The organism is Pseudomonas sp. Pseusp21, from assembly GCF_059492145.1.
This window is the reverse complement of sequence record NZ_CP168520.1, coordinates 2406545-2431949: the sequence shown is the minus strand read 5'-3', so window position 1 is coordinate 2431949 and position 25405 is coordinate 2406545. Positions and strand designations below refer to the sequence as shown.

Here is a 25405-nt window from a genome sequence, read left to right as displayed (position 1 = left end):
GCAACTTTGCCTGGCGTGGTGTAACAGGGGATTTACACGCGCCCTGCGAAAATCATCTAGCCTGTGATTCAAGCGCGGGCAAGCAGGGGAGGTCTGCCGGCGCGTCAGTCATGTCCAACGTTTTTCACGAGGCTTCGCCATGGAAGAGCCGTCCGCCCCGATTTCGCCGCCCCGGCCCAAAGTGCTGCTGGTCGATGACGAAGAACCGATCCTCAACAGCCTGCGCCGCCTGTTGCGCGGTCAGCCTTATGACGTCTTGCTGGCCACCAGCGGTGCCCAGGCGCTGGAAATACTCGAACAGCAACCGGTGAATCTGGTGATGAGCGATGCGCGCATGCCCAACATGGATGGCGCCACGCTGCTGGCGCGCGTTCATGAGCTGTACCCGGCGACTGCGCGGATCATGCTCACCGGCTACGCCGACCCTTCGGCGATCATCAAGGCCATCAACGAAGGGCAGATCCACCGTTACATCAGCAAACCCTGGAACGACGAGGAAATGCTGCTGACTTTGCGTCAGGCCCTCGAGCATCAGCATCTGGCACGCGAGCGCGAACGTCTGGAAAAACTGACGCGAGTGCAAAACGAACAATTGAAATTGCTCAACAGCACCCTGGAAAAACACGTCGCCGCCCGTACCGCCGAACTGCAGCAGACCGCCGACATGCTCGACCTGGCCTACGAGGAGCTCAAACACAGTTATGTGACCGGCACCGAAGTGTTCTCGCTGCTGGCGAATTTGCGTCTGCCGGCGGCCAAGCAGACCAACCGGCAGATCATCGAGCTGGTACGCGGCTACTGCAAGGTTCATCGGCTGGACGAAGCCGCCAGCCGCGACCTGACCATGGCGGCGGCGCTCTACAACATCGGCAAACTGAGCTGGACCGACAGCATGATGACCACGCCCTCGGACCTGCTGCACTCCACAGAGCGCGACCGCTACCGTGCCTATCCGAAACAGAGCGAATCGCTATTGATGACCCTCGACCCGATGAAGGACGCGGCGCGGTTGATCCTGCACCATCAGGAACACTGGGACGGCACAGGCTTCCCCGACCGTCTCAAGGGCGAGGCCATTCCCCTGGGCTCGCGCCTGTTGAAACTGGCGGTGGATTTCGTCGAATTGCAGCGCGGGTTGATTCTCGAACGGCAGATGAACAGCGATGAAGCGCTGTTGTACCTGCGCCAGTACGCCGGCAAAGTCTATGATCCCGAGCTGATCGAGGACTTCGTCAAGGTGTGTGCGACGGTCAGCGATATCACGCTGACCGATCCGAGCGTCAGGGTGCTGGGCACCCGGGAGCTGGCGGCGGGGATGATCCTGGCGCGCAACCTCAATGCCGACAACGGCATGTTGCTGCTCAACGCCGGCAAAGTGCTGAGCGCTCCGCTGGTTGAAAAACTGATCAGTTTCGAGGCCATGGAGGGCGGCAAATACAAGGTATTCGTAAAGGTGCCGCAAGAGCCCGAGACGACGCTCGCGGCCCAGGGTGGATGACGCTGGCGCGGCCGGCATGGGATCCTTGCGGCTTTTCTCAAGGCCGGTGGCTGACCCATGACTTCTGTATCCGCAGTTTCCCCCCGCATCATCCGTATCGCCGCCGCGCTGCTGATCGGTCCCGACGGCCAGACCCTGCTGGTGCGCAAGCGCAATACCACGGCGTTCATGCAACCGGGCGGCAAGATTGAAGCCCATGAACTGCCGGTGCATGCGCTGGCCCGTGAGCTGGAGGAAGAACTGGGACTGGTGATCGATCCGGCGCAGGCTAGCTTTCTCGGCCAGTTCTCGGCACCCGCTGCCAACGAGCCGGGATTCGTTGTGCAGGCCGAACTCTTTCAACTGACCATCGACGCCGGGGTGTCTCCGGCCGCCGAGATCGAGGAGGTGATCTGGATCGACCCGGCCACCGACGGCGATGTGGTTCTCGCCCCATTGACACGCGACCTGATCCTGCCGTTTTATCGAGCCTCGCTGACTGCGATCGCCTGATCATTCGTGCAAAGGACTTCGTCATGATCCCGCTTCAAGACCTGTTGATTTTCGCCGCCGCCGCCCTGCTGATGGTACTGACGCCGGGGCCGAACATGATCTACCTGATCTCGCGGTCGATCTGCCAGGGACGTCGCGCCGGGGTGACCTCGCTGCTCGGCGTGGTGGCGGGGTTCTTCGTGCATCTGTTCGCGGCGGCCGCCGGTTTGACCGCGGTGTTTCTCGCCGTGCCGATGGCCTATGAAGTGTTGAAGTGGGCCGGCGCGCTGTACCTGTTGTGGCTGGCCTGGCAGGCGGTGAAACCCGGCGCCCGCTCGCCGTTCGAGGCGCAACAGTTGCCGGCGGATTCTTCGCGCAAACTGGTCACCATGGGTTTTCTCACCAGCGCACTGAACCCGAAAATCGCGGTGTTCTACCTCTCGGTATTCCCGCAGTTCATCACCCCCGAGCACGGCTCGGTGTTCACCCAGAGCCTCATCCTCGGCCTGACCCAGATCAGCGTCAGTTTCAGCGTCAACCTGTTGATCGCGCTGTTCGCAGCGGGGATCGCTTCGTGGTTCGTCAACAATCCGACCTGGCTGGCGGCGCAGCGTTATTTCATGGGCTTCGTGCTGGGCGGCCTGGCCGTGCGGCTGATGCTTGAACAGCGCAAGGCCGCCTGAACATGTGGATCGAGCGGCTGGACGCCAGTCATGCGCTGGCCTATCGCGAATTGATGCTGGAAGCCTATGACCGGCATCCGCAGGCGTTCACCTCCAGCGTGCGCGAACGTGCAGTGATGCCGTTGAGCTGGTGGGAATCACGCCTGACCAGCAAGCTCGACGCGGTGTTTGGCGCGTTCGAAGAGGGCCGGCTGGTGGGGATCGTCGGCCTGGCGTTCGAGCCTCGGGAGAAGGCCCGGCACAAGGCAACGGTGTTCGGCATGTATGTGTCGGCCGAGTTTCGTCAGCGCGGGCTGGGGCTGAAATTGATGGAGGCGGTGCTGGGGGAAGCGCAGCAGCATCCGGCGCTGAAAGTCATTCAATTGACCGTCACCGCCGGTAATGACGCGGCGTTTCATCTGTACCAGCGCTGCGGCTTCATCCAGTTCGGCCTCGAGCCGATGGCGGTGCGGGTCGGCGAGGACTATTTCGACAAGATCCACATGTGGTCCCAGCCTTTCGTGCCAACCGCCAGTCTCAACGAACCGCGCTGACCCCATCCAGGGTCGAGAACGAGGTGTCCTTGGCCGTCAGCAGGAAATCGCGCATGTACGGCGCGTCCAGCATGTCGGCGCGGATTGCCGCGTACAGCGTCGCGAACAGACCTTTCTCGCCCAGCCGCTTGCCCTTCACGTAACCGCGCGAGCTGTATTCATGCAGCGCCCAGTGCGGCATGCCACAAACGCCACGACCACTGGCCACCAGTTGCATCATCATCACCGTCAGCTCTGAGGTGCGTACCTGTGCCGGTTCGATGTCGGCCGGTTCGAGGAAGCGGGTAAAGATGTCCAGCCGATCGCGTTCCACCGGGTAGGTGATCAGGGTTTCAGTCAGCAGGTCTTCGGGGACGATGTACGGTTTGCTTGCCAGCGCGTGCTGGTTGGCGACCGCGAGCATGGCTTCGTAGGTGAACAGCGGCACGTAGGTGATGCCGGCGATTTCCAGCGGGTCGGACGTCACCACCAGATCCAGGTCGCCCCGGGCCAGCGCCGGCAGCGGGGCAAACGAGAAACCCGAAGCGAGGTCGAGTTCGACTTCCGGCCACGCATCGCGGAACTGGTCGATGGTCGGCATCAGCCACTGGAAGCAGCTGTGGCATTCGATGGCCATGTGCAGACGCCCGGCGGTGCCACCGGCCAGCCGTCCGATATCACGTTCGGCGGCGCGCAGCAGCGGCAGGGTCGCGTCGGCCAGTTGCAGCAGGCGCAGGCCGGCGCTGGTGAAGCGCACCGGTTTGGTCTTGCGCACGAACAACGGCATGCCCATGCGCTCTTCCAGCTCCTTGAACTGGTGGGACAACGCCGACTGGGTCAGGTGCAGGCGGTCGGCTGCATCGACCAGGCTGTCGGCTTCACGCAGGGCATGCAGGGTTTTCAGGTGACGGATCTCAAGCACCGCAGGCTCCATGAGGAAAATTTGTGATCAACACGAAAAGGTTGAGTTTGTCTCATGTTGCCCTGGCTGTCGACAATGGCGCCATCTTTTACGCAATGGAGAACACTCGACATGGCCGTGGCACACACTCTGGGTTTCCCGCGCATCGGCGCCGACCGCGAACTGAAAAAAGCCCTCGAAGCGTACTGGAAAGGCGATCTCGATCAGGCCGCTCTGAATCAGGTCGGCCGCGAGCTGCGCGCCAGGCACTGGCAATTGCAGAAGGACGCCGGCATCGACCTGCTGCCGGTCGGCGACTTCGCCTGGTACGACCAGGTGCTGACCCACTCGCTGACCTTCGGTGTGATCCCCGAGCGTTTCGACGGTGTGCGTGACGAACGCGGTCTGCCGACCCTCGACACCTTGTTTGCCATGGCCCGTGGCGCCACGTCTTCCTGCTGCGGCGGCGAGCACGGCAAGACTCAATACGCCCAAGAGTTGACCAAGTGGTTCGATACCAACTACCACTACCTGGTCCCGGAGTTCACCGCCGACCAGCCATTCAAGCTGAGCTGGGAACAGCTGTTCGATGAAGTCGAAGAAGCCAAAGCCCTCGGTCACAACGTCAAACCGGTGATCATCGGCCCGCTGACTTATCTGTGGCTGGGCAAGGCGAAAGGCAACGATTTCGACAAGCTCGATCTGCTTGAGCGCCTGCTGCCGGTGTACAACCAAATCCTCGGTCGCCTCGCCGCCCAGGGCGTGGAGTGGGTGCAGATCGACGAGCCGATCCTCACTCTCGACCTGCCGCAGGCGTGGAAAAGTGCCTTCGAACGCGCCTATCACATCCTTCAGTATTCGCCGCTGAAGAAACTGGTGGCGACCTATTTCAGCGGTCTGCAAGACAACCTCGGCCTGGCCGTCGGTCTGCCGGTGCAAGGCCTGCACATCGACGCCGTACGTGCGCCCGATCAGCTCGGTCAGGTGCTGGATCGTCTGCCGACCTACAAGATTCTCTCGGTCGGTCTGGTCAACGGTCGCAACGTCTGGCGCTGCGAACTGGAGCAGGCGCTGGCGCAACTGCAGCCGGCGCAGGAGCGTTTCGGCGACAACCTGTGGGTCAGCAGTTCCTGCTCGTTGCTGCACAGCCCGGTGGATGTCGAGCGTGAAGACAAGCTCGATCCGGAACTGAAAAGCTGGCTGGCGTTCGCCGTGCAGAAGTGCAGCGAAATCTCGGTGTTGCGTGATGCGCTGAACGACCCGCAAGCGCCAAAAGTGCAAAACGCTCTGGACGAAAGCCGCGCGATTCAACAGAGCCGCGCCCGCTCGCCGCGTATTCACAAGGCCGACGTGCAAGCGCGGATCGAGGCGATCAATGCCAGCGACAGCCAGCGGCATTCGCCGTTTGCCAAACGCATCGCCGCACAGCAGGCGCGTTTGAAATTGCCGACGTTCCCGACCACCACTATCGGTTCGTTCCCGCAGACTGGATCGATCCGTCTGGCCCGTCAGGCGTTCAAGCAGGGCAAGCTGTCGGCCAACGACTACCACGATGCCATGCGCAGCGAAATCCGCCACGCGGTGCAGGTGCAGGAACGTCTGGGCCTCGATGTACTGGTGCACGGTGAAGCCGAGCGCAACGACATGGTCGAGTACTTTGCCGAACAGCTCGACGGTTATCTGTTCACCCGTTTCGGCTGGGTCCAGAGCTACGGTTCCCGCTGCGTCAAACCGGCGGTGATTTATGGCGACCTCAGCCGTCCGAACGCCATGACCGTTGACTGGATCAGCTACGCCCAGAGCCTGACGGACAAGGTGATGAAAGGCATGCTGACCGGTCCCGTGACCATGCTGATGTGGTCGTTCCCCCGCGAAGACGTGTCGCGCAAAGTCCAGGCGCAACAACTGGCGCTGGCCCTGCGTGACGAAGTGGTCGATCTGGAAAACGCCGGGATCAGAATCGTGCAGATCGACGAAGCGGCGTTCCGCGAAGGCCTGCCGCTGCGCCGTGAGCAATGGCAGGAATACCTCGACTGGGCGGTGCAAGCGTTCCGTCTGACTGCGTCGGGTGTGAAGGATGAAACCCAGATCCACACCCACATGTGCTACAGCGAATTCAACGATGTGATCAAGGCGATCGCCGACATGGATGCCGACGTGATCACCATCGAAACCTCGCGTTCGGACATGGAATTGCTCGAGGCCTTTGAAGCGTTCGACTACCCGAACGACATCGGCCCGGGTGTCTACGACATTCACTCGCCGCGCGTGCCGGATACCGCCGAGATGGTCAAACTGATGAGCAAAGCCGTGAAGCGCATTCCGGCGCAGCGTCTGTGGGTCAACCCCGATTGCGGCCTGAAAACCCGCGCCTGGCCCGAGACCGAAGCGGCACTGGTCAACATGGTCGCCGCGGCGCGGCAGTTGCGCAGTCAGTTGGCGTAATACCTCAGAACCGGCCCACATCGAAAAACCGCTGAGGCTATGCATTCAGCGGTTTTTTTCGCTCAGCTCCAGCGTTGGGGGAAAGTCTGCCCCGGTGTGTAATTCACATTGTTGATGTAAAGCGAACCTTTGTTTTTATAAGGATCTGAGGGACCCGAGAATCGAACTTCGACCCTCTTTACGTCAGCCGGCATATTGCCGCTGTAGTTAAAGACTGTATCCGTGGGTTGCAGCGGCGCCAGGCCAAAGTCCGCCTGAATCAATTGACCGCCTGCGTCGAAGCCCGAAATGAAATAAACCAGGAACGGGTGAGTAACGTAATCAAATGGAGGCAGGTAGTACTGGGCAGTGGGTGCGGATGCACTGAAACTCAGGGTAAAAGACCCGGAGGGGGCTTCGAACTGGGTATAGAGCAAGATGCCGTCATCCACTCCAGGGTGCAGTTGCGCCTGGAAGCTGCGGTTGTGATTGACCACGTCGGCTTTGCCCTGAAGAGCCTGTGCGATCCATGGGGTAAAACTGCCCGACTGGAAATCTCCGTTTGGAATGAGATTCGCGCTCATATTGCCTCCCTGATGCGTTGATGGCCGCCTGTCGGCCGAGAATTCATGCTGTGTCAAAGGCAGTTTTTTAACGACTGTCAGATCTGACAGTCCCGACAAGCGGTAGGTGGCACAGGCACTTGCTGGACTCTCGCCGATTCGACCGCTCGGCACTCTTCATCAAACTGTCATCGAACTGTGGCAGCGCGCTTGAACAAACTTCATCAGACTCGCGTTCTACTGGGGTTCTGCGTTTCGGTGTTTTTCATGTTCAAGGGATTTTTTGCAATCGCGGCGTTGTTGGCCGCGGTTTTTTGCGTTCCGGCGTCCTACGCGGCGTCGCGTTGCGACGTCAATGTACCGACCGAACGGGTCGATCTGGAGCAGGTGAGCCTGGCGTACCAGAGCATCGGCCGTGCGTCGGATCCGGCGCTGTTACTGGTGATGGGCCTGGGCGGCCAGTTGATCCACTGGCCGGATGAAGTGGTGGTTGCGCTGTGTCAGCAGGGCTTTCGGGTGATCCGTTATGACAACCGCGATGTCGGTCTGTCGACCTGGCGCCAGACGCCGGCCGAAGCCAACCTGACCTTTGAGGTGCTGCGCTACAAACTCGGCCTGCCGGTGGCGGCGCCTTACAGCCTGACCGACATGGCCGACGATGCGCTGGGCCTGATGGATGCGTTGCACGTCGAGCAATTCCACGTGCTCGGCGCGAGCATGGGCGGGATGATCGCCCAGCACATGGCGGCGATGGCGCCGCAACGGGTCGAAAGCCTGACGCTGATCATGACCAGCTCCGGTGCCGAAGGGTTGCCGGCGCCGAGCGCGGCGCTGGTGCAATTGCTGTCACGGCGCGGCGCGCCCAATCGCCAGATTGCCCTGGAGCAACAGGCCGATCTGCTGGCCGCACTGGGCAGCCCTTCGGTCAGCGATGACCGGCAGGCCTTGCTGCATCAGGCGGCGCTGTCCTATGACCGGGCGTTCAATCCCGAAGGCGTGAAGCGTCAGATCATGGCGATCCTTGCCGAACCGAGCCGGGTGGCGTTGCTCAATCAACTGCGCGTCCCGACCCTGGTGGTACACGGCACGGCTGATCCGTTATTGCCGGTGATGCACGGCGTGCACCTGGCGGCGCATATTCGCGGCAGTCAGCTGCGGCTGATTCCGGGGCTGGCGCACCGCTTTCAGGAAGCGTTCAAGGAACCTTTGCTGGCGGCGGTGTTGCCGTATCTGCGCGAGCATCGCGAAGACACGTCGCACTGGGCGCAGATCGAACCGGTGGCGGAACACAACCTGCTCTGACTCAGGCGTGCAGCCGCACCCACACCGACACCAGCAGCGTCGCCGCCATCAACCATGCCACCGCCGCGACCGCCAGCGAAGCTTCGAGGCGCATGCGGTCGACCATCACGTACAGCGTCGCCAGATACACGAAGTACGGAATGATCGACCACATGCCGAAGACGATGGTGGTCTTCAAGTCGTCGATCGAACGGCCCTTGCCGACGATGTAGTGGGCGATCAGGGCGAAGGTCGGGAACAGCGGCACCAGCCCTGCGATGTAGTAGTTTTTGGTCTTGGCCAGCATGGCGAGGATCACCACCACGGCCGCGCCGAGCATTGCCTTGAAAATCAGATCCACATCGTTCTCGCTTAATGGCTCAAGCCGTATTTCTTCACTTTGTCGAACAGCGTGGTCTTGGCCATCCCCAGTTCCAGGCTGGCCTGGGTCAGGTTGCCGCCGCTGCGTTGCAGGGCATCGCTGAGCAGGTTGCGTTCGAACGCTTCCACTGCTTCGGCGAATGCCAGACCCTGGCCCGCGCTACCCGCGCCGGTTTTCTTGAACGCTGGCAGGCCGAGGGCAAAACGCTCGGCGACGTTACGCAGTTCGCGCACGTTGCCCGGCCAGTCATGGCTCATCAGGCTCGACAACGTCTGGTTGTCCAGCTCCGGCAGCGCCCGGTCGAAACGCAGGGCCGATTGCTGGGTGAAGTGTTCGAACAGTTGCAGGATGTCTTCGCGGCGCTCGCGCAGGGGCGGCAGTTCCAGCGTCACCACGTTGAGGCGGTAGTACAAGTCACTGCGGAATTCCCCGGCTTTGCTCGATTCGTCGAGGTCGGATTTGGTGGCCGCGATCACCCGGCAATCCACCGCCACGCTCTGGTTCGAGCCGAGGCGTTCGAGGGTGCGTTCCTGCAACACCCGCAGCAGTTTGATCTGCAACGGCAGCGGCATGCTTTCCACTTCATCGAGGAACAGCGTGCCGCCGTCGGCGTGTTCGATCTTGCCGATCCGCCGTTTGCCGGCGCCGGTGAAGGCGTTGGCTTCGTGGCCGAAGATTTCGCTTTCGAACAGGTTCTCCGGCAGCCCGCCGCAGTTCAGCGCAACGAACTGTTTGTTGTGACGGCGGCTGAAGTCATGCAGGCAGCGGGCGACCAGTTCCTTGCCGGTGCCGGTTTCGCCTTCGATCAGCACATTAGCCGAGGTGTCGGCGACGTTGGCGATCAGTTCGCGCAGGTTTTGCATGGCCGGCGAACGGCCGATGATCCGTCCTTCAAGGGAATCGCGCTCGGCCAGTTGCCGGCGCAGGGACGAGACTTCGCGATTCAGGCTGCGTTGCTCCAGCGCACGACGGGCCACATCGACCAGACGCTCGGGGGAGAACGGTTTTTCCATGAAGTCGTAGGCGCCTTTCTGCATCGCGCCAACGGCCATGGAGATGTCGCCGTGGCCGGTGATCAGCACCACCGGCAGGCTGCGGTCGCGTTGCTTGAGTCGGGTCAGCAGTTCCAGGCCGTCGATGCCCGGCAGGCGAATGTCGCTGATGACGATCCCGGCGAAATTGTCACCGACTTGCTCCAGCGCTTCTTCGGCACTGCCGACGCCGATGCAGGGAATGTCTTCCAGCGTCAGCGCCTGCTGGCAGCCGAGCAGGACATGGGGGTCGTCTTCGACGATCAATACACTGAGGTCGTTGTTCATATTGGCTCGGCAGGAGTAGGGCTTACCAACGGTAAACTGAGGACGAAAGTGGTACCACCGCTGGCCGGGTGTTCGACACCCAGATGCCCGCCGGTAGCGGCAGCGAGGCTGGCCGACAGGGTCAGGCCGAGGCCGAGACCCTGTTCGCCGGGTTTGGTGGTGAAGAACGGTTCGAACAGATGCTTGCGCGCCTCGGCGTCGATGCCGTGGCCGTTGTCGCGCACCCGCAGGCGATATTTGCCGTTGAATTCTTCGCCTTCCAGCCACAGTTCCGGCAGCGGTTGCGCCTGCATGGCGTCGAGGGCGTTGCCGATCAGGTTGACCAGAATCTGTTCCAGGCGGGTCTGGTCGATCTGCACCTGCACATCATCGAACTGGCGATGCACTTTCAGGGCGGCACTTTCCACACGGGCGCCGAGCACTTGCAGGGCGGCGTCCACTGCTTTGCCGAGGCTGGCGCGGCCCTTGTCGTCGCCACGTCGGGCAAAGGAGCGCAGGCTGGCGGTGATCCGGCCCATGCGGTCGATCAGGTCGTTGATGGTCTTGAGGTTGGTGCTGGCGACATCGAGCTGGCCGCGTTCAAGGAAGCGAATGGTGTTGCCCGACAGCGTGCGCATCGCCGCCAGCGGCTGGTTCAGTTCGTGGGCGATGCTGGTGGACATCTGGCCGATGGCGGCGAGTTTACCGGCCTGCACCAGTTCGTCCTGGGCGCGGCGCAGAGTCTCTTCGGCCTGACGCCGTTCGCGGATCTGGCTCTTGAGCCGGTCGTTGCTGGCGCGCAGGTCGGCGGTGCGTTCGGTAATCCGACGCTCCAGCTGATTGTTGGCTTCCTGCAAGGCTTCGCGGGCGGCGAGGCGGGTGGCGATGACCTTGCGCCGTTCGTTCCAGGCGATCAGCAGGAATGCCACCAGGGCAAACGCCACGGCCACCAGAATCCCCTGATTGATTGCCTCGCGCCGCAGATCCTGCAACGGCGTGAGCAGGGTGAAATTCCACGGGGTATCGCTCAACGGTCGGGTTTGCGCCAGGTAGCTGATGTTTTCTTCATCGCCATCCTGTTGGCTCGGCACTTCGCTGTTGGCCGGGAAGGTGAGTTTTTCCACGCCTTCGGACAGGGTTTCCCGGGCCAGCGGTTGCAGCTCGTTCAGCGGGAACCAGTAGTACTGCAAGCTGCGGGCGAGTTTTTCCTTGGTCTCGTCGCTCAGCGGTATGACCGATTTCAGGCGCCGGGCCGGATCGCTGGAGAGAATGATGATGCCGTTTTCATCGCTGACGAACGCTTCGAGACGCGCACGCTGCCAGCGTTCTTCCATGGCTTCCAGGCGTACCTTGACCACGGCGACGCCGATGATCTTGCCGTGTTCTTCGAGGCCGTGGGCCAAGTAATAACCGGGTTCGCCGTTGGTGCTGCCGATTCCGTAGAAACGTCCGGGCTGGCCGCGAATGGCGTTCTGGAAGTAGGCGCGGAACGACAGGTCTTCACCGAGGTAGCTGTCGACGTCGCGCCAGTTGCTGGTCGCCATGACGCGGCCGGTGGTGTCCATGACGTAGATGGCCCGACTGCGGCTGCGCCGGTTCAGGCCTTCAAGGTAATCGTTGACCGTTTGCCGGTGTTCCGGGGTCGGGTCGTCCAGCAGCTGCGAAACGCTCGATTCGAGCTCCAGCAGGCTGGGCAGGTAGGTGTATTTGCTGATCTCGCTTTCGACCGCGCGGGCGTGCAGTTCCAGTTGGCGCTGGCCGTTTTCGCCGAGGCTGCGGATGCCGAAATGTTCACTGGTCCAGAAGCCGATGTAACCCAGTCCGATCATCAGAGCGATGACCAGCGGCGGCAGGAACAGGTGGCGGATCAGACGGGGTTTCACGGCAAGTGATGGCGGCGTGGCGCGATAGAGAGTGGGGTCGCATTTCATCACAGATGCCTTGGGTCAACCACCTGCATTCCCCGACAGTGGATGTCGGGGAATGCAGCCGTTTTTAGTGCTGCAGGATTTTCTCGAGGAAATGCTGCGCGCGTTCGGAGCGTTGGCTGATGTCGCCAAAGAACTCTTCTTTCTTGCAGTCTTCGATGATCTTGCCGGCGTCCATGAAGATCACGCGGTCGGCCACTTTGCGTGCGAAGCCCATTTCGTGGGTCACGCACATCATGGTCATGCCTTCGTGGGCCAGCTGCACCATCACGTCGAGCACTTCGTTGACCATTTCCGGATCCAGCGCCGAGGTCGGTTCGTCGAACAGCATGACGATCGGGTCCATCGCCAGCGCACGGGCAATCGCCACGCGCTGTTGCTGACCGCCGGACAGTTGGCCCGGATGTTTGTGGGCATGAGCCGACAGGCCGACGCGCTCGAGCAGTTGCAGGCCCTTTTTGGTCGCCTCTTCCTTGCTGCGGCCCAGCACCTTGATCTGCGCAATGGTCAGGTTTTCGGTGATGGTCAGGTGCGGGAACAGTTCGAAATGCTGGAACACCATGCCGACGCGCGAGCGCAGTTTCGGCAGGTTGGTCTTCGGATCGGCAATCGACGTGCCGTCGACCACGATGTCGCCTTTCTGGAACGGCTCCAGTGCGTTGACGCACTTGATCAGGGTCGACTTGCCCGAACCGGACGGACCGCAGACCACGATCACTTCACCCTTTTTGACCTCGGTGCTGCAATCGGTCAGCACCTGGAAGTCCCCATACCACTTGTTGATGTTCTTGATAGAGATCATACGGCGAACCTTTTTTGCAGACGCTTGACCAGCACCGAGGCGGCAAAGCTGATGGTGAAGTACACGAGACCTGCGAAGATCAGGAACTCATTCGAGCGGCCAATGATGTCGCCACTGGCGCGCGAGGCGTTGAGGAAGTCCACCAGGCCCACGGTGTAGACCAGCGAGGTGTCCTGGAACAGGATGATGCTCTGCTGCAGCAGCAGCGGGGTCATCTTGCGGAACGCTTGAGGCAGGATGATCAGGCGCATCATCTGGCCGTAGGTCATGCCCAGTGCCTGCGCCGCGCCCATCTGGCCTTTCGGGATCGACTGCACGCCGGCCCGGACGATTTCGCAGAAGTACGCCGCTTCGAACATCATGAACGCCACGATGCACGAGGTGAACGCGCCGATCGGGGTGTCTTCGCCGGTGATCCAGCGCAGCACGAACGGCACTGCCAGATAGAACCAGGTGATCACCAGCAGCAGCGGGATCGAACGGAAATAGTTGACGTACGCACCGGCGATGCTCGACAGCAGTTTGCTGTGGGACAGGCGCATCAGCGCGAGGATGGTGCCGAGGATGATCCCGCCGACCACGCCCAGCGCCATCAGCTTGAGGGTCATCAGCATGCCGTTCCACAGGCCGGGAATGGCCGGAACGATGCCACTGAAATCGAATTCCATTATTTACCCCCCACGGAGATCAGGCCGGGCACGGCGACTTTCTTCTCGACCATGCGCATCAGCAGCATCAGGCTCATGTTGAGGGTGAAATAGATCAGGGTCGCCAGGGTGAAGGCTTCAAACAGGTTGGCCGAGAATTCGGCGGTCTGTTTGGTTTGCGCCAGCAGCTCCATCAGACCGATCAGGGACGCCACGGAGGAGTTCTTGAACACGTTCAAAAATTCCGAGGTAAGCGGCGGAATGATGATCCGGTAGGCCTGGGGCAGCAGCACGTTCCAGTAGATCTGCGGCAGCTTGAAACCCATGGCGCGGGCGGCGGATTCCTGGCCGCGTGGCAGTGCCTGGATGCCGGTGCGAACCTGTTCGCAGACACGGGCGGCGGTGAACAGGCCCAGGCACACGACAACGCTCAGGTAGGCCGAGGTGGTCGGGTTCAGGTCCTGCTTGTACCACTCCTGCAGATCCGGCGGCAGCAGATCGGGCACCAGGAAGTACCAGATGAACAGCTGAACCAGCAGCGGCACGTTACGGAACAGTTCGACGTAGCAGGTCGCGATGCCCGACACGATGCGGTTCGGCACGGTGCGCATGATGCCCAGCAGCGAGCCGAGTATCAGGGCGATCATCCAGGCCACGATGGCGATGGCGATGGTCCAGCCCAGACCGGAAATGAACCAGTCGAGATAGGTCTCGCTGCCCACGCCGGTGGACTTGAAGAACACGCCCCAGTCCCAGTTGTAATTCATTAGGGTCTCCCCTCGATTCGATCGATGTACAAGTGCCCGCCTGGGGAAGCTCCGTTCCCGCCCTGATTGTGAAAATCAGGCACACGCGATCGGCTCGACAGCCACCGGTTCGAGTGTTTCCAATAAGTGCCAGCAGGGAGTGACCATCCCCTGAAAAGGCAGGCGCCTCCTCAGGGGATAAGGTTAGTCAGAAATCAGGATTTCTTGTCGTCAGCCGCTTTGTCGGTCGGGTTGGCGATCAGGGCCTTGAGCTCGTCGCTCATCGGGAAGTTCAGGTTCAGGCCTTTTGGCGGAATCGGCTGCATGAACCATTTTTCGTAGATCTTGTTGATCTCGCCCGACGCGTAGGTCGCCTTGATGGCGTCGTCGACAGCCTTTTTGAACGGCGCATCGCCCTTGCGCATCATGCAGCCATAGATTTCGTACGACTGTGGAGTACCGGTCACGGCCCAGTCGGAGGCTTTCTTGGCTTTGGCGGCTTCGCCGGCCAGCAGGGCATCGTCCATCATGAACGCAACGGCACGACCCGATTCCAGCATCTGGAAGGACTCACCGTGGTCCTTGGCGGAAATCACGTTCATGCCCATCTGCTTGTCAGCGTTCATCGCCTTGAGGATACGCTCGGAAGTGGTGCCGGCGGTGGTCACGACGTTCTTGCCTTTCAGATCGTCGAAATCCTTGTACTTGGAGTCAGCCTTGGACAGCAGACGGGTACCGATTTCGAAGATGCCGACGGAGAAGTCGACCTGTTGCTGACGCTCGACGTTGTTGGTGGTGGAGCCGCACTCGACGTCCACGGTGCCGTTCTGCACCAGCGGGATACGGGTTTGCGAAGTGACGAGGTTGTATTTGACCTGCAGGTTTGGCAGGTCCAGGTCTTTCTTGATCGCTTCGACGATGGCCAGCTGGATATCGTGGGAGTAGCCGACCGGCTTGCCGGAAGCGTCAGCGATGTAGGAGAAAGGAATGGAAGCGTCACGGTGGCCCAGGGTGATGACGCCGGACTCTTTGATCTTCTTAAGGGTGCCGGTGAGTTCGGCAGCGAAAACTGGTGTGCTGATCAGAGCGGCAGCAATGGCTGCGCCCAGGATATGGGGAACGATGCGCATCAAATTTTCCTCGACATTGTTTTTTTTATGGAGCCGGTTGAGCGGGCCCTTTTGAGCTTCGAATGCCTGACGGCTCCTGTTGTGTTGGCGCAACAGGCATTCGTCGAAGGAGTGTAGAGCATGAGTCGTGCCAGACCAGTCGCTACACGTTAATGCATTGATTTATAACGTTATTAAAGTTTTGTGATGGTGTTTTTCCGTGGATCTGATCCGGTTAACCGAATTGACCGTCAGGTCGCGTTCGGAAAACCGAACGTCTGCGACACGCCTTGTTTCAGCCTGAATGCAAAAAGCCCCTGAATCTTTCGATTCAGGGGCTTTTTGTTCAGCGACGAACGAATCAGGCCGCTTCGATCTTGCTGCGGTTCTGTTCGACCTTGTTCAGGTACGCCGCCAGTCGCTCTTGCTCGGCCGGTGTGGTGAACAGGCCCAGTTTGCTGCGACGCCACAGGATGTCGTGCGCGGTGGTGGCCCATTCTTCGGTGCACAGGTAATCGACTTCACGGGTATAGAGGCCGCCGCCGATGTGTTCGCCCAGGTCGGCGAGGGTGTCCACGCCTTCGAGCATGCGCCAGGTGCGGCTGCCGTAGGTAGTGGCCCAGCGACGGGCAATTTCGGTCGGTACCCAGTCGAACTTGTCGCGGATCTGCGCGCTCAAGGCCTGTGGCGTGGTCATGTCTTCGCCGCCGGGCAGGGTGGCGGTGGCCGTCCAGCTCGGGCGCATCTGGGTGAAGAACGGCATCAACTGCGCCATCGCCGACTCGGCGAGCTTGCGGTAGGTGGTCAGCTTGCCGCCGAACACCGACAGCAGCGGCGCTTCTTCGGTACTGCCGGACAACGCCAGGGTGTAGTCGCGGGTCACGGCCGACGGGTTATCGGATTCGTCATTGCACAGCGGACGCACGCCTGAATAGGTGTGCAGGATGTCGTCACGGCTGATCTGCTTCTTGAAGTGGGCGTTGACTACTTTCAGCAGGTAATCGGTTTCGCCGTCGGTGATCGCCACTTTGGCCGGATCGCCTGTGTACTCGCGGTCGGTGGTGCCAATCAGAGTCAGGTTGTTCAGGTACGGAATGGTGAAAACGATGCGCTGATCTTCGTTTTGCAGGATGTGCGCGTGATCGCCTTCGTACAGTTTCGGCACGATGATGTGGCTGCCCTGGATCAGGCGGATGCCGTACGGCGATTCCATCTTCAGGTCGTCACGGATGAACTTGGCGACCCACGGACCGGCGGCGTTCACCAGCGCTTTGGCGGTGATCGAAAACAGGCTGCCGTCGGCGCGTTCCAGGTTCAGGTGCCACAGGCCCTTGGCGCGGCGGGCACTGACGCAACGGGTCTGGGTGTGAATGTGCGCGCCCTTTTCACGGGCGGCCATGGCGTTGAGAACCACGAGGCGGGCGTCGTCGACCCAGCAGTCGGAGTATTCGAAGCCTTTGCTGATTTCGCTTTTCAGTGCGCTGTCGGCGCCGAACTTCAGGCTTTTCGAGCCCGCCAGTTTTTCGCGCTTGCCGAGGTGGTCATAGAGGAACAGGCCTGCGCGAATCATCCACGCCGGACGCAGGTGCGGGCGGTGCGGCAGCACGAAACGCATTGGCTTGACGATGTGCGGGGCCTTGGCCAGCAGCACTTCACGTTCGGCCAGGGCTTCGCGCACCAGACGGAACTCGTAATGTTCGAGGTAGCGCAGGCCACCGTGGATCAGCTTGCTGCTGGCCGACGAGGTGTGGCTGGCCAGATCGTCCTTTTCGCAAAGGAACACCGAAAGACCGCGACCGGCGGCATCCGCTGCGATCCCCACGCCATTGATCCCGCCGCCGATGACGGCGATGTCGTAGATCTCGGAGATAGGGGGCGTACGCAAGGTAGATGTGGACATCGGCTGGCCTCGGGCTCTTTTGATTTTCTGTCTTGGAAATCGAACATGAATGTTCATTTGCGAAAATGTTAGCCCATAAAGACGCGCGCAGCCAGTCGACTTCGATTGAAAAAACTCATCGAAGGGCCGAGAAAGGAAATATTCGAACATGAAATGCGCGTTAGAGTACTGATCGTTCCCACGTCGAGGCGTCGAACCGTCTGCGTGGGAATGCATACATTGACGCTCTGCGTCGGCTTCTGAATGGGACGCAGAGCGTCCCGGGCGGCATTCCCACGCAGAGCGTGGGAACGAGAATTCGCCGGGAGGGAGTTATGCGGGAGAGGGTTAAACGACTTCCAGACGAATCTTGTGCTGGCTCAGCAGTTGCGCCAGCGCCGGCACCGGCTGCTGATCGGTCACCAGGCAATCGATCAGGCTGATCGGGCCGAGGCGGATCATCGCGTTACGCCCGAACTTGCTGGAGTCCGCCGCCAGGATCACCTGCCGGGCATTGGCGATGATCGCCTGGGACACCCGCACTTCCTGGTAATCGAAGTCGAGCAGGCTGCCGTCTTCGTCGATGCCGCTGATACCCACCAGCGCAAAGTCGACCTTGAACTGGTTGATGAAGTCCACGCTCGCCTGACCCACCACACCGCCGTCGCGACGCACGTTGCCGCCGGTCAGCAGCACATCGAAATCATCCTTGGCGCTGAGCATCGAAGCGACGTGCAGGTTGTTGGTGATGATCTTCAGGTGGCTGTGATTGAGCAGGGCGCGGGCAATCGATTCGGTCGTCGTACCTATATTGATGAACAGCGAGGCGTGATCGGGAATCTGTGCGGCGATGGCTTCGCCGATGCGTTGCTTTTCATCGCGCATCTGATCGGCGCGCATCGCGTAGGCGGTATTTTCGACGCTGGAATCATAGGCGGCGCCGCCGTGGTAGCGACGCAGCAGATTGGCTTCCGCCAGTTGATTGATATCGCGGCGGATGGTTTGCGGGGTAACAACGAACAGCGTGGCCATTTCCTCGATGCTCACATAGCCGCGTTCGCGGACCAGCTCGAGGATTTGCTGCTGACGGGGAGGCAGATTCATGGGGCTTCCTTTGGGCTGCCGTGCAAAATTTGCCCATGATGACGCAGGAATCCGCTCCCTACCAGTTTCCAAACAACGTGAAAGCTACTGCGCTCGGCAATCCTGCGTTAAAAACAGGCTCGGACTGCTCATTTACAAACCCGTAAACTCCGCGTCCTCGCTTGTTTTTGCCTTGTCTTGCCTTCGCTCGCTACGCTTTCACGCTGTTTGGACCAGCCTTAGTCAGTCCTCAGACTGGCTTATTCAGCGTCTTCACGTTCCCAATCACGGGTACGGCTGACGGCTTTTTTCCAGCCTTTATAGAGCTTCTCTTTGGCCGCTTCGTCCAGGCTCGGTTCGAACTCGCGCTCGATCACCGCTTTGCCGCGCAGTTCTTCCAGGCTGCCCCAGAAACCGCAAGCCAGGCCAGCCAGATAAGCTGCGCCGAGCGCCGTGGTTTCGCGCATTTTCGGACGTTCGACTTGAGTGCCGAGGATGTCGGCCTGGAACTGCATAAGGAAGTTGTTCGCCACCGCGCCGCCGTCCACACGCAGGGCCTTGAGGCGTTCGCCGGAGTCCTGTTGCATGGCGTCGAGGACGTCGCGGGTCTGGTAGGCAATCGATTCCAGCGCAGCGCGGATGATGTGATCCACACGCACGCCACGGGTCAGGCCGAACAGGGCGCCACGGGCATACGGGTCCCAGTAGGGCGCGCCGAGGCCGGTGAAGGCTGGCACCAGATACACGCCGTTGCTGTCCTTCACTTTATTGGCGAAGTATTCGGTGTCGTGGGCGTCGTTGACGATTTTCAGTTCATCGCGCAGCCACTGCACGGTCGAACCGCCGTTGAATACCGCGCCTTCCAGGGCGTAAGCCACTTCGCCGCGCGGGCCGCAAGCGATGGTGGTGAGCATGCCGTGCTGGGATTTCACCGCTTTGTCGCCGGTGTTCATCAGCAGGAAGCAACCGGTGCCGTAGGTGTTTTTTGCCTGGCCCGGCTCGACGCACATCTGACCGAACAGCGCAGCCTGCTGGTCGCCGGCGATACCGCCGATGGCGATGCCGCTTTTGGTACGGCCGTAGATTTCCGAGGAGGCTTTGACTTCCGGCAGCATCTCGCGCGGGATGTCGAGGATCTCCAGCATCTTCGCGTCCCACTCCAGCGTGTGGATGTTGAAGAGCATGGTGCGCGAGGCGTTGGTGTAGTCGGTGACGTGGACCTTGCCGCCAGTAAATTTCCAGATCAACCAGCTGTCGACGGTGCCGAACAGCAATTCGCCGTTGCGCGCGCGTTCACGGCTGCCTTCGACGTTGTCGAGGATCCACTTCAGTTTGGTGCCAGAGAAGTACGGGTCGGTGACCAGGCCCGTGGTGTCGCGGATGTAGTCTTCATGACCGTCGCGCTTGAGCTGCTGGCAGATCTCGGTGCTGCGGCGGCATTGCCAGACGATAGCGTTGTACACCGGACGGCCGGTGGTCTTGTCCCAGACCACGGTGGTTTCACGCTGGTTGGTGATGCCGATGGCTGCGACCTGGTCATGGTGCAGGCCGGCCTGGGCCAGTGCTTCGACCATCACCGCGCTCTGGGTGGCGAAGATTTCCATCGGGTCGTGTTCGACCCAACCGGCTTGCGGGTAATGCTGGGCGAATTCCCGTTGTGCGGTGCAGACCACGTTCGCGTCGCGGTCGAAAATGATCGCGCGGGAGCTGGTCGTACCCTGATCGAGGGCAATGATGTAGTTCTTGTTCTGAATGTCGGTCATGTCGATTGCCTTGGACGAAATAAGGGAGAGTGGGCCGTGGCGCGGGCTCTATAAGGGCAGGAGCCCGCGCCGACTGTTTCAAGAAGTTCTTGGTTTGCCGTCAATGGCCGGTTCTGCATCCTTTGTAGCAGGTGTGGCGCCGGTAAGGTGACGGGCAATCAGCCCGCGATACCCGGCAGCGCCGAGGCAGGCACCGACAATCGGTGCAAAAATCGGAATCAGGAAGTACGGGATTTCACGTGCGCCAGTGAAGGAAATTTCACCCCAGCCGGCGAAGAAAGTCATCAGTTTCGGACCGAAGTCCCGGGCCGGGTTCATCGCGAAACCGGTCAGCGGGCCCATTGAGCTGCCGATCACGGCAATCAGCAGACCGATCAGCAGCGGCGCCAGCGGGCCTTTCGGCAGGCCGTTGTTATCGTCGGTCAGGGACATGATCACGCCCATCAGGATCGCGGTGATGATCACCTCGACCAGGAACGCCTGGGCAGTCGATAGCGCAGGGTTCGGGAAGGTGGAGAACACCGACGCCAATTCCAGGCTGGCTTCAGTGCCACGAACCATATGGTGAGTTTGTTCGAAATCGAAGAACAGGTTGCTGTACAGCGTGTAAACCAGCAGCGCGCCGCAGAAGGCACCGGCGATCTGGGCCAGAATGTAGAACGGCAGTTTGCGCTTTTCGAAGTCGGCAAAAATGCTCAGAGCAATACTGACGGCGGGGTTCAGGTGCGCACCGGAAACGCCGGCGGTGAGGTAGATCGCCATGCTAACGCCGACGCCCCAGATGATGCTGATTTCCCACAGACCGAAACTGGCGCCCGCGACCTTGAGCGCGGCGACGCAACCCGTACCGAAAAAGATCAGGAGTGCAGTGCCCAGAAACTCGGCCAGGCACTGGCTCGAGAGCGATGGTTGCTGTAACGCAGTTGTCATTGAAAACCTCGGTTTTTGTTGTTGTCTGGCGCGTTGCCGACAGGGCAAGGCGCGATTTTCGCCGAGGCAGGATCCCCATCCTGTTCCCGGTTTACTGCTGGGTGCTGCGATGACGATAATTCTTACATTATTCAGATTCGAAAAAATATAGACAAGAAACAAACCTGTCAAAGGTCGAAAGTGAACCGCCAGTCACAAATAAACTATCAGTCACGTGAATGATCCTGCGGGTCACCCGGCCTGCGCGGTTGTTACTGGCCTGCAAACCCCGGGAAACGTGGCGCGTGGTAGAGCCTTTTGCCCAACGATGGCCTAAAATCCGCCGCAGGATTTTTTGCCACTGCCGAGCCCGGAGCTGCCATGACCCCTGCGTTGGACTTGTTGAAAAAAGTTCGTGCCGAACATCGCGTGCACAGTTACGAACATGACCCGAAGGCCGCGTCGTACGGCCTGGAGGCCGCGGAGAAACTGGGGCTCGATCCGGCGCAGGTGTTCAAGACGCTGCTGGCAGCCAGTGAGAAGGGAGAGTTGCTGGTGGCGGTGGTGCCGGTCGTCGGAAGTCTCGACCTCAAGGGGCTTGCCCACGCCGCCGGCGTGAAAAAAGTCGAAATGGCCGACCCGGCCGCCGCGCAACGCTCCACCGGTTACCTGTTGGGCGGCATCAGCCCGCTGGGGCAGAAAAAACGCCTGCGTACCTTCATCGATAACTCGGCCCAACCTTTTGCGACCATTTATGTCAGTGCCGGCCGGCGCGGGCTAGAGGTGGAGCTGGCGCCGGCAGTATTGGCAGAACACATCCAGGCGAAATTTGCCGACATCGGTCGCCCTTGACGTCTGTATGAAGAAAATTGGCCGGCACTGTCACTGGCGCGGATCCGGCCGGCGCTGCATGCTCGTTCGACTGACACAGGGAGAAGGTTATGCAGCTCGAGTTTCATCAGGTCGACGCGTTCAGTGATCGGCCGTTCAGTGGCAATCCGGCAATGGTCTATCGGCTCGACGCGTGGCTTGCGGACGACCTGATGCAGAAGATCGCCGCCGAGCACAATCTGGCGGAAACCGCGTTTCTGGTGCGCGAGGGGCAGGCATGGCACATCCGCTGGTTCACGCCGACCACCGAGGTGCCGCTGTGCGGTCACGCGACCCTGGCCAGCGCCTATGTGCTCTTCGAGATCTATAAGGAAAGCGCCGAGCGTCTGGACTTCACCTGCAAGTCCGGGCCGTTGAGTGTCAGCCGCGAAGGTGGCCGGTTGTGGCTGGATTTTCCGGCCATCGAAGCGGTTGAGAAGGGTGTCACCGTGGAGATTGAGCGGGCGCTGAATGTTCAGGCGGTGGACGTTCTGAGTTCCAACGAGCTGTTTGTGGTGCTGGAATCCGAGCAGGCGGTGCTCGATTGCCAGCCGGACATGGTCGCCCTCGCCAAGCTGCCGTGGTTGGGCGCTATCGTCACCGCCCGGGGCAATCAGCATGATTTTGTCTCGCGCTATTTCGCTCCGGCCATCGGCATCAATGAAGACCCGGTGACCGGTTCGACCCATTGCAGCTTGATTCCGTACTGGTCGAAACGTCTGGGCAAATCCAGCCTCACTGCATGCCAGCGCTCGGCGCGGGGCGGCGAGCTGTTCTGTCGGCTGGAAGGTGAGCGGGTGAAGATCGGCGGCAATGCGACGCTGGTGGCCAGCGGCACATTGATGCTGGGCTGAAGCCAAAAAATAAGGGAGCCATCAGGCTCCCTCATTGTTTGTGTGCAGATCAGTGCGCGGTGCTGTAACGGCGAACGCCGTTTTCCGCCGCCGGAATCTGCGCAGCGGTGCTGCCGGAGGCCTGGAACAGCACCAGATGTTCCGCCGCCACACGAATCCCGACATCCGCCCCCACCTGATGGTCGGCATGGCTCGGGAAGATCGATTCCAGCTGTGCGCCGGTCGGCAGTTGCAGGCGATACAGGGTCGAAGCGCCGAGGAAGGTCTTGCCGACGATTCGCGCTTTCAGCGAACTGTCCGGCGCGTAAACGATGTCGTCCGGACGCAGCAGCACATCCACCGCGCCACCGATCGGCCAGGTGTAGGCGCGATTGCCGCGCAGTTCACCGAGTTCGGTCTGCACCGACTCCGGGCTGCCGAGCTGGCCGCGAATGAAGTAACCCTGACCGATAAAACTGGCCACGTACGGTGTCGCCGGCTCGTGATAGAGGTTGTACGGCGTGTCCCACTGCTCCAGCCGGCCTTCCTTGAATACACCGACGTGATCGCTGACGGCGAAGGCTTCTTCCTGATCGTGAGTCACCAGAATTGCACTGGTGCCACGGGTCTTGAGGATGTCGCGCACTTCGTGGCTGAGCTTGCGGCGCAACTCGCCATCGAGGTTGGAGAACGGCTCGTCGAGCAGCAGCAGTTGCGGCTCCGGCGCCAGGGCGCGGGCGAGGGCGACACGTTGTTGCTGGCCGCCGGACAACTCGTGGGGGAAACGCTTGCCGAGGTACTTCAGGTTGACCAGTTCCAGCAGCTCTTCGGTGACGCGCTCCTTGTTCGGGTGCTTGCGGATACCGAAAGCGATGTTGTCCGCGACACTCAGGTGCGGGAACAGCGCGTAGTCCTGGAACACCATGCCGATCCGGCGTTTTTCCGGGGCGAGGGTAAAACCGGCGCTGGAGATGACCTCACCGCCGAGAGAAATTTCCCCTTCGTGCACCGGTTCGAAACCGGCAATCGCACGCAGGGTGGTGGTCTTGCCGCAGCCGGAGGAGCCAAGCAGGCAGCCGATGTCACCGGCGTTGAGGTGCAGATTGAGGTTCTGCACCACGCGTTGATCTTGATAGCCGCAAGCGAGGTTGCGCAGGTTCAGCAGTAATTCATGACTCATGCGTGGTGATATGCCGGTTCGACAAGGAACTCGAGCAGGGCCTTCTGTGCGTGGAGACGGTTTTCTGCCTGATCCCAGGCGACGGAGCGCGGGTCATCGAGCAGGTCGAGGCTGATTTCCTCACCGCGGTGAGCGGGCAGGCAGTGCATGAATAGCACGTCATCGGCTGCCAGGTCGAGCAGGGCACGGTTGACCTGAAACGGCGCAAACAGCTTCAGGCGCTTGGCGGTCTCCTCTTCCTGGCCCATGGAGGTCCAGACATCGGTGCTGACCAGGTGCGCGCCGCGCACGGCGTCTTTCGGGTCGCGGACGATGGTCACGCGGTCACCGGCCTTGGCCACGAATTCAGGATTCGGCTCATAGCCTTCAGGGCAGGCCACGCGCAACTGGAAGTCGAACTGGATCGCCGCTTCTATATAGCTGTTGCACATGTTGTTGCCGTCGCCGATCCAGGCCACGGTCTTGCCCTGGATCGAGCCGCGGTGTTCGAGGAAGGTCTGCATGTCGGCCAGCAACTGGCACGGGTGCAGGTCGTCGGACAGACCGTTGATCACCGGCACGCGGGAGTTGGCGGCGAATTCAGTCAGGGTGCTGTGGGCAAAGGTACGGATCATCACCGCGTCGAGCATGCTCGACATGACGATGGCGCAGTCGCCGATCGGCTCGCCACGGCCCAGTTGGGTGTCGCGCGGCGACAGGAAGATCGCCTGGCCGCCGAGCTGGATCATGCCGGCTTCGAAGGAGATGCGTGTGCGCGTCGAGGACTTCTCGAAGATCATCCCCAGGACGCGGTTTTTCAGAGGCTCGAACAGTACGCCGCGGTTACGCAGGTCCTTGAGCTCAACGCCTCGACGGATCACGCTGACCAGCTCTTCGGGCGTGCAATCCATCAGGGAGAGAAAGTGCCTTGCGCTCATCATTGACTACCTTTTTGCTACAAACCGCAGATGCTCAAAGCCTTGTTTATCGGAACAACGGGCGAGACCTGCGGCGTAAGCCGCACGGGGGCGACGAAATAGGGGAAGGCGCGATATTGACACTAAATGTCGCGTTTTTCCAATAGGCTACGGTTTTTGCAGAAATGCGCCGGGATGTCAGCAGTGCGAACACTGTGATTTCCGGTCAGTTTTCGAGAGGGCAGCGAGGTATTTGTACACTGGCCCCACCGGGCTTGGCAATCCGGCGCGGCGGGGATGGCAGCGCTCTGGTCGGTTTGCGACCGGTGAGCCACCGGTTCGCTTGGTCGGATGCGCAGGTTGAAACATTTGCTAAAGCAAAGTGCTGGGTTATAAATAAATCACGAGCGACGCAGGAAGCCTCCGCATGGAATCGAAAGAAAAACTGTTAATGGAACTGCTGGGCCACACGGCACGCTCATTGACCCACCTCACCGCCTCGATGACCTCGATGTCCTTCGAACTGATGCGCAGCGAAGACGACGTGGTCAAGGCCGCCAGTCGACAGATGATCGACCGTATGGCGACCATCAGCGCCGGGCTCGACGAGCATTGGCGACTGATCGGCGAACTCACCGGCGTCCACATCGCCCACGAGCAGATCGAGACCATCCAGGAAATCCAGCTGGCCGCGCCGCCACAGCTTCCGGCGAACTGACGCGGGTCTATCGGCCGGCCTGATGGCCG

At 60.8% G+C, this 25405-nt stretch carries 24 protein-coding genes; 9 read left to right on the top strand and 15 right to left on the bottom strand.

Annotated elements, in window-relative coordinates; translation table 11 throughout:
* Window positions 1-139: 139 nt before the first annotated feature.
* Genes nosR through ACEN93_RS10950 form a run of 4 tightly spaced genes read left to right on the top strand, consistent with a single transcriptional unit; the run spans window position 140 to window position 3185 of the window.
* A complete protein-coding gene (nosR, locus tag ACEN93_RS10965) occupies window positions 140-1498 on the top strand; it encodes a response regulator c-di-GMP phosphodiesterase, NosR family (RefSeq protein ID WP_495611404.1) in 1359 nt (452 codons plus the stop codon).
* Window positions 1499-1555: 57 nt separating this feature from the next.
* Entirely contained in the window at window positions 1556-1990 is a 435-nt protein-coding gene (locus tag ACEN93_RS10960) for an NUDIX hydrolase (RefSeq protein ID WP_495611403.1), read from the top strand.
* 23 nt (window positions 1991-2013) lie between these two features.
* Window positions 2014-2652: a LysE family translocator gene (locus tag ACEN93_RS10955; RefSeq protein WP_039765811.1), complete on the top strand. Its 639-nt coding sequence runs from the start codon at window positions 2014-2016 to the stop codon at window positions 2650-2652.
* Window positions 2653-2654: 2 nt separating this feature from the next.
* Entirely contained in the window at window positions 2655-3185 is a 531-nt protein-coding gene (locus ACEN93_RS10950; RefSeq protein ID WP_039765813.1) for a GNAT family N-acetyltransferase, read from the top strand.
* On the opposite strand, the gene metR is transcribed toward ACEN93_RS10950, so the two are convergent.
* On the bottom strand, window positions 3169-4086 hold the full coding sequence (gene metR / locus ACEN93_RS10945) for a transcriptional regulator MetR (protein ID WP_007953158.1): 918 nt from the start codon (window positions 4084-4086) through the stop codon (window positions 3169-3171). The two genes, ACEN93_RS10950 and metR, sit on opposite strands and share 17 nt — an antisense overlap.
* Window positions 4087-4197: 111 nt before the next feature.
* Between metR and metE the strand changes: the two genes are divergently transcribed.
* Window positions 4198-6510, top strand: a complete 2313-nt coding sequence (gene metE / locus ACEN93_RS10940; protein ID WP_495611402.1) for a 5-methyltetrahydropteroyltriglutamate--homocysteine S-methyltransferase — start codon at window positions 4198-4200, stop codon at window positions 6508-6510.
* Window positions 6511-6572: 62 nt separating this feature from the next.
* Here the strand turns inward: metE and ACEN93_RS10935 are convergent, their stop codons facing one another.
* Window positions 6573-7073, bottom strand: a complete 501-nt coding sequence (locus ACEN93_RS10935; RefSeq protein WP_039765818.1) for a hypothetical protein — start codon at window positions 7071-7073, stop codon at window positions 6573-6575.
* Between the two features lie 246 nt (window positions 7074-7319).
* Here ACEN93_RS10935 and ACEN93_RS10930 point away from each other — a divergent pair, with 246 nt between their 5' ends.
* On the top strand, window positions 7320-8354 hold the full coding sequence (locus ACEN93_RS10930) for an alpha/beta fold hydrolase (RefSeq protein WP_039765820.1): 1035 nt from the start codon (window positions 7320-7322) through the stop codon (window positions 8352-8354).
* A gap of 1 nt (window position 8355) precedes the next feature.
* Here ACEN93_RS10930 and ACEN93_RS10925 read toward each other — a convergent pair whose 3' ends face one another.
* The 11 genes from ACEN93_RS10925 to ACEN93_RS10875 form a co-directional block, all read right to left on the bottom strand.
* On the bottom strand, window positions 8356-8685 hold the full coding sequence (locus tag ACEN93_RS10925; RefSeq protein ID WP_166742312.1) for a GlpM family protein: 330 nt from the start codon (window positions 8683-8685) through the stop codon (window positions 8356-8358).
* Between the two features lie 20 nt (window positions 8686-8705).
* Window positions 8706-9986, bottom strand: coding sequence for a two-component response regulator AauR (gene aauR / locus ACEN93_RS10920; RefSeq protein ID WP_495611552.1), 1281 nt, complete (start codon window positions 9984-9986; stop codon window positions 8706-8708).
* 44 nt (window positions 9987-10030) lie between these two features.
* Window positions 10031-11944, bottom strand: coding sequence for a two-component sensor histidine kinase AauS (gene aauS, locus ACEN93_RS10915; RefSeq protein WP_039765823.1), 1914 nt, complete (start codon window positions 11942-11944; stop codon window positions 10031-10033).
* Between the two features lie 64 nt (window positions 11945-12008).
* The gene (locus ACEN93_RS10910) at window positions 12009-12743 is read right to left on the bottom strand and encodes an amino acid ABC transporter ATP-binding protein (RefSeq protein WP_007953170.1); all 735 of its coding nucleotides are present in this window, start codon (window positions 12741-12743) and stop codon (window positions 12009-12011) included.
* Window positions 12740-13411: an amino acid ABC transporter permease gene (locus ACEN93_RS10905; RefSeq protein WP_007953172.1), complete on the bottom strand. Its 672-nt coding sequence runs from the start codon at window positions 13409-13411 to the stop codon at window positions 12740-12742. The genes ACEN93_RS10910 and ACEN93_RS10905 overlap by 4 nt, the downstream gene beginning before the upstream one ends.
* Window positions 13411-14157: an amino acid ABC transporter permease gene (locus ACEN93_RS10900; RefSeq protein WP_074688475.1), complete on the bottom strand. Its 747-nt coding sequence runs from the start codon at window positions 14155-14157 to the stop codon at window positions 13411-13413. Before ACEN93_RS10900 ends, ACEN93_RS10905 begins: the two co-directional genes overlap by 1 nt.
* A gap of 194 nt (window positions 14158-14351) precedes the next feature.
* A complete protein-coding gene (locus tag ACEN93_RS10895; RefSeq protein WP_039765825.1) occupies window positions 14352-15266 on the bottom strand; it encodes a glutamate/aspartate ABC transporter substrate-binding protein in 915 nt (304 codons plus the stop codon).
* Between the two features lie 340 nt (window positions 15267-15606).
* Window positions 15607-17145, bottom strand: coding sequence for a glycerol-3-phosphate dehydrogenase (glpD, locus tag ACEN93_RS10890; RefSeq protein ID WP_039765826.1), 1539 nt, complete (start codon window positions 17143-17145; stop codon window positions 15607-15609).
* Window positions 17146-17472: 327 nt separating this feature from the next.
* On the bottom strand, window positions 17473-18228 hold the full coding sequence (locus tag ACEN93_RS10885) for a DeoR/GlpR family transcriptional regulator (RefSeq protein ID WP_007953179.1): 756 nt from the start codon (window positions 18226-18228) through the stop codon (window positions 17473-17475).
* A 239-nt stretch (window positions 18229-18467) separates the two neighbouring features.
* Window positions 18468-19970, bottom strand: coding sequence for a glycerol kinase GlpK (gene glpK, locus ACEN93_RS10880; protein WP_039765827.1), 1503 nt, complete (start codon window positions 19968-19970; stop codon window positions 18468-18470).
* Between the two features lie 78 nt (window positions 19971-20048).
* Window positions 20049-20900: an MIP/aquaporin family protein gene (locus tag ACEN93_RS10875; RefSeq protein ID WP_064599156.1), complete on the bottom strand. Its 852-nt coding sequence runs from the start codon at window positions 20898-20900 to the stop codon at window positions 20049-20051.
* Window positions 20901-21260: 360 nt separating this feature from the next.
* Here ACEN93_RS10875 and ybaK point away from each other — a divergent pair, with 360 nt between their 5' ends.
* Together ybaK and ACEN93_RS10865 are read left to right on the top strand one after the other, a co-directional pair.
* The gene (ybaK, locus tag ACEN93_RS10870) at window positions 21261-21731 is read left to right on the top strand and encodes a Cys-tRNA(Pro) deacylase (RefSeq protein WP_495611401.1); all 471 of its coding nucleotides are present in this window, start codon (window positions 21261-21263) and stop codon (window positions 21729-21731) included.
* Between the two features lie 89 nt (window positions 21732-21820).
* The gene (locus tag ACEN93_RS10865; protein ID WP_039765830.1) at window positions 21821-22603 is read left to right on the top strand and encodes a PhzF family phenazine biosynthesis protein; all 783 of its coding nucleotides are present in this window, start codon (window positions 21821-21823) and stop codon (window positions 22601-22603) included.
* Between the two features lie 49 nt (window positions 22604-22652).
* Here ACEN93_RS10865 and ACEN93_RS10860 read toward each other — a convergent pair whose 3' ends face one another.
* Complete coding sequence (locus ACEN93_RS10860; protein WP_495611400.1) at window positions 22653-23762, bottom strand: ABC transporter ATP-binding protein; 1110 nt, start codon at window positions 23760-23762, stop codon at window positions 22653-22655.
* Window positions 23759-24679 (bottom strand): ornithine carbamoyltransferase, encoded by a 921-nt coding sequence (gene argF, locus ACEN93_RS10855; protein ID WP_039765834.1) that lies wholly within the window; start codon window positions 24677-24679, stop codon window positions 23759-23761. The genes ACEN93_RS10860 and argF overlap by 4 nt, the downstream gene beginning before the upstream one ends.
* Window positions 24680-25085: 406 nt before the next feature.
* Here argF and plzR point away from each other — a divergent pair, with 406 nt between their 5' ends.
* A complete protein-coding gene (gene plzR, locus ACEN93_RS10850) occupies window positions 25086-25376 on the top strand; it encodes a PlzR type 4 pili assembly inhibitor (RefSeq protein ID WP_039765836.1) in 291 nt (96 codons plus the stop codon).
* Window positions 25377-25405 lie beyond the last annotated feature (29 nt).

Excerpts from the sequence above, each read along its gene's own strand:
- plzR (WP_039765836.1), top strand. The coding sequence starts at position 25,086 with ATGGAATCGAAAGAAAAACTGTTAATGGAACTGCTGGGCCACACGGCA.
- ACEN93_RS10910 (WP_007953170.1), bottom strand. The coding sequence starts at position 12,743 with ATGATCTCTATCAAGAACATCAACAAGTGGTATGGGGACTTCCAGGTG.
- ybaK (WP_495611401.1), top strand. The coding sequence starts at position 21,261 with ATGACCCCTGCGTTGGACTTGTTGAAAAAAGTTCGTGCCGAACATCGC.
- glpD (WP_039765826.1), bottom strand. The coding sequence starts at position 17,145 with ATGTCCACATCTACCTTGCGTACGCCCCCTATCTCCGAGATCTACGAC.
- ACEN93_RS10860 (WP_495611400.1), bottom strand. The coding sequence starts at position 23,762 with ATGAGTCATGAATTACTGCTGAACCTGCGCAACCTCGCTTGCGGCTAT.
- aauS (WP_039765823.1), bottom strand. The coding sequence starts at position 11,944 with ATGAAATGCGACCCCACTCTCTATCGCGCCACGCCGCCATCACTTGCC.
- ACEN93_RS10950 (WP_039765813.1), top strand. The coding sequence starts at position 2,655 with ATGTGGATCGAGCGGCTGGACGCCAGTCATGCGCTGGCCTATCGCGAA.
- ACEN93_RS10875 (WP_064599156.1), bottom strand. The coding sequence starts at position 20,900 with ATGACAACTGCGTTACAGCAACCATCGCTCTCGAGCCAGTGCCTGGCC.
- ACEN93_RS10930 (WP_039765820.1), top strand. The coding sequence starts at position 7,320 with ATGTTCAAGGGATTTTTTGCAATCGCGGCGTTGTTGGCCGCGGTTTTT.
- nosR (WP_495611404.1), top strand. The coding sequence starts at position 140 with ATGGAAGAGCCGTCCGCCCCGATTTCGCCGCCCCGGCCCAAAGTGCTG.
- metE (WP_495611402.1), top strand. The coding sequence starts at position 4,198 with ATGGCCGTGGCACACACTCTGGGTTTCCCGCGCATCGGCGCCGACCGC.
- ACEN93_RS10885 (WP_007953179.1), bottom strand. The coding sequence starts at position 18,228 with ATGAATCTGCCTCCCCGTCAGCAGCAAATCCTCGAGCTGGTCCGCGAA.
- glpK (WP_039765827.1), bottom strand. The coding sequence starts at position 19,970 with ATGACCGACATTCAGAACAAGAACTACATCATTGCCCTCGATCAGGGT.
- argF (WP_039765834.1), bottom strand. The coding sequence starts at position 24,679 with ATGAGCGCAAGGCACTTTCTCTCCCTGATGGATTGCACGCCCGAAGAG.
- ACEN93_RS10905 (WP_007953172.1), bottom strand. The coding sequence starts at position 13,411 with ATGGAATTCGATTTCAGTGGCATCGTTCCGGCCATTCCCGGCCTGTGG.
- ACEN93_RS10895 (WP_039765825.1), bottom strand. The coding sequence starts at position 15,266 with ATGCGCATCGTTCCCCATATCCTGGGCGCAGCCATTGCTGCCGCTCTG.
- ACEN93_RS10955 (WP_039765811.1), top strand. The coding sequence starts at position 2,014 with ATGATCCCGCTTCAAGACCTGTTGATTTTCGCCGCCGCCGCCCTGCTG.
- ACEN93_RS10865 (WP_039765830.1), top strand. The coding sequence starts at position 21,821 with ATGCAGCTCGAGTTTCATCAGGTCGACGCGTTCAGTGATCGGCCGTTC.
- ACEN93_RS10935 (WP_039765818.1), bottom strand. The coding sequence starts at position 7,073 with ATGAGCGCGAATCTCATTCCAAACGGAGATTTCCAGTCGGGCAGTTTT.
- ACEN93_RS10960 (WP_495611403.1), top strand. The coding sequence starts at position 1,556 with ATGACTTCTGTATCCGCAGTTTCCCCCCGCATCATCCGTATCGCCGCC.
- ACEN93_RS10900 (WP_074688475.1), bottom strand. The coding sequence starts at position 14,157 with ATGAATTACAACTGGGACTGGGGCGTGTTCTTCAAGTCCACCGGCGTG.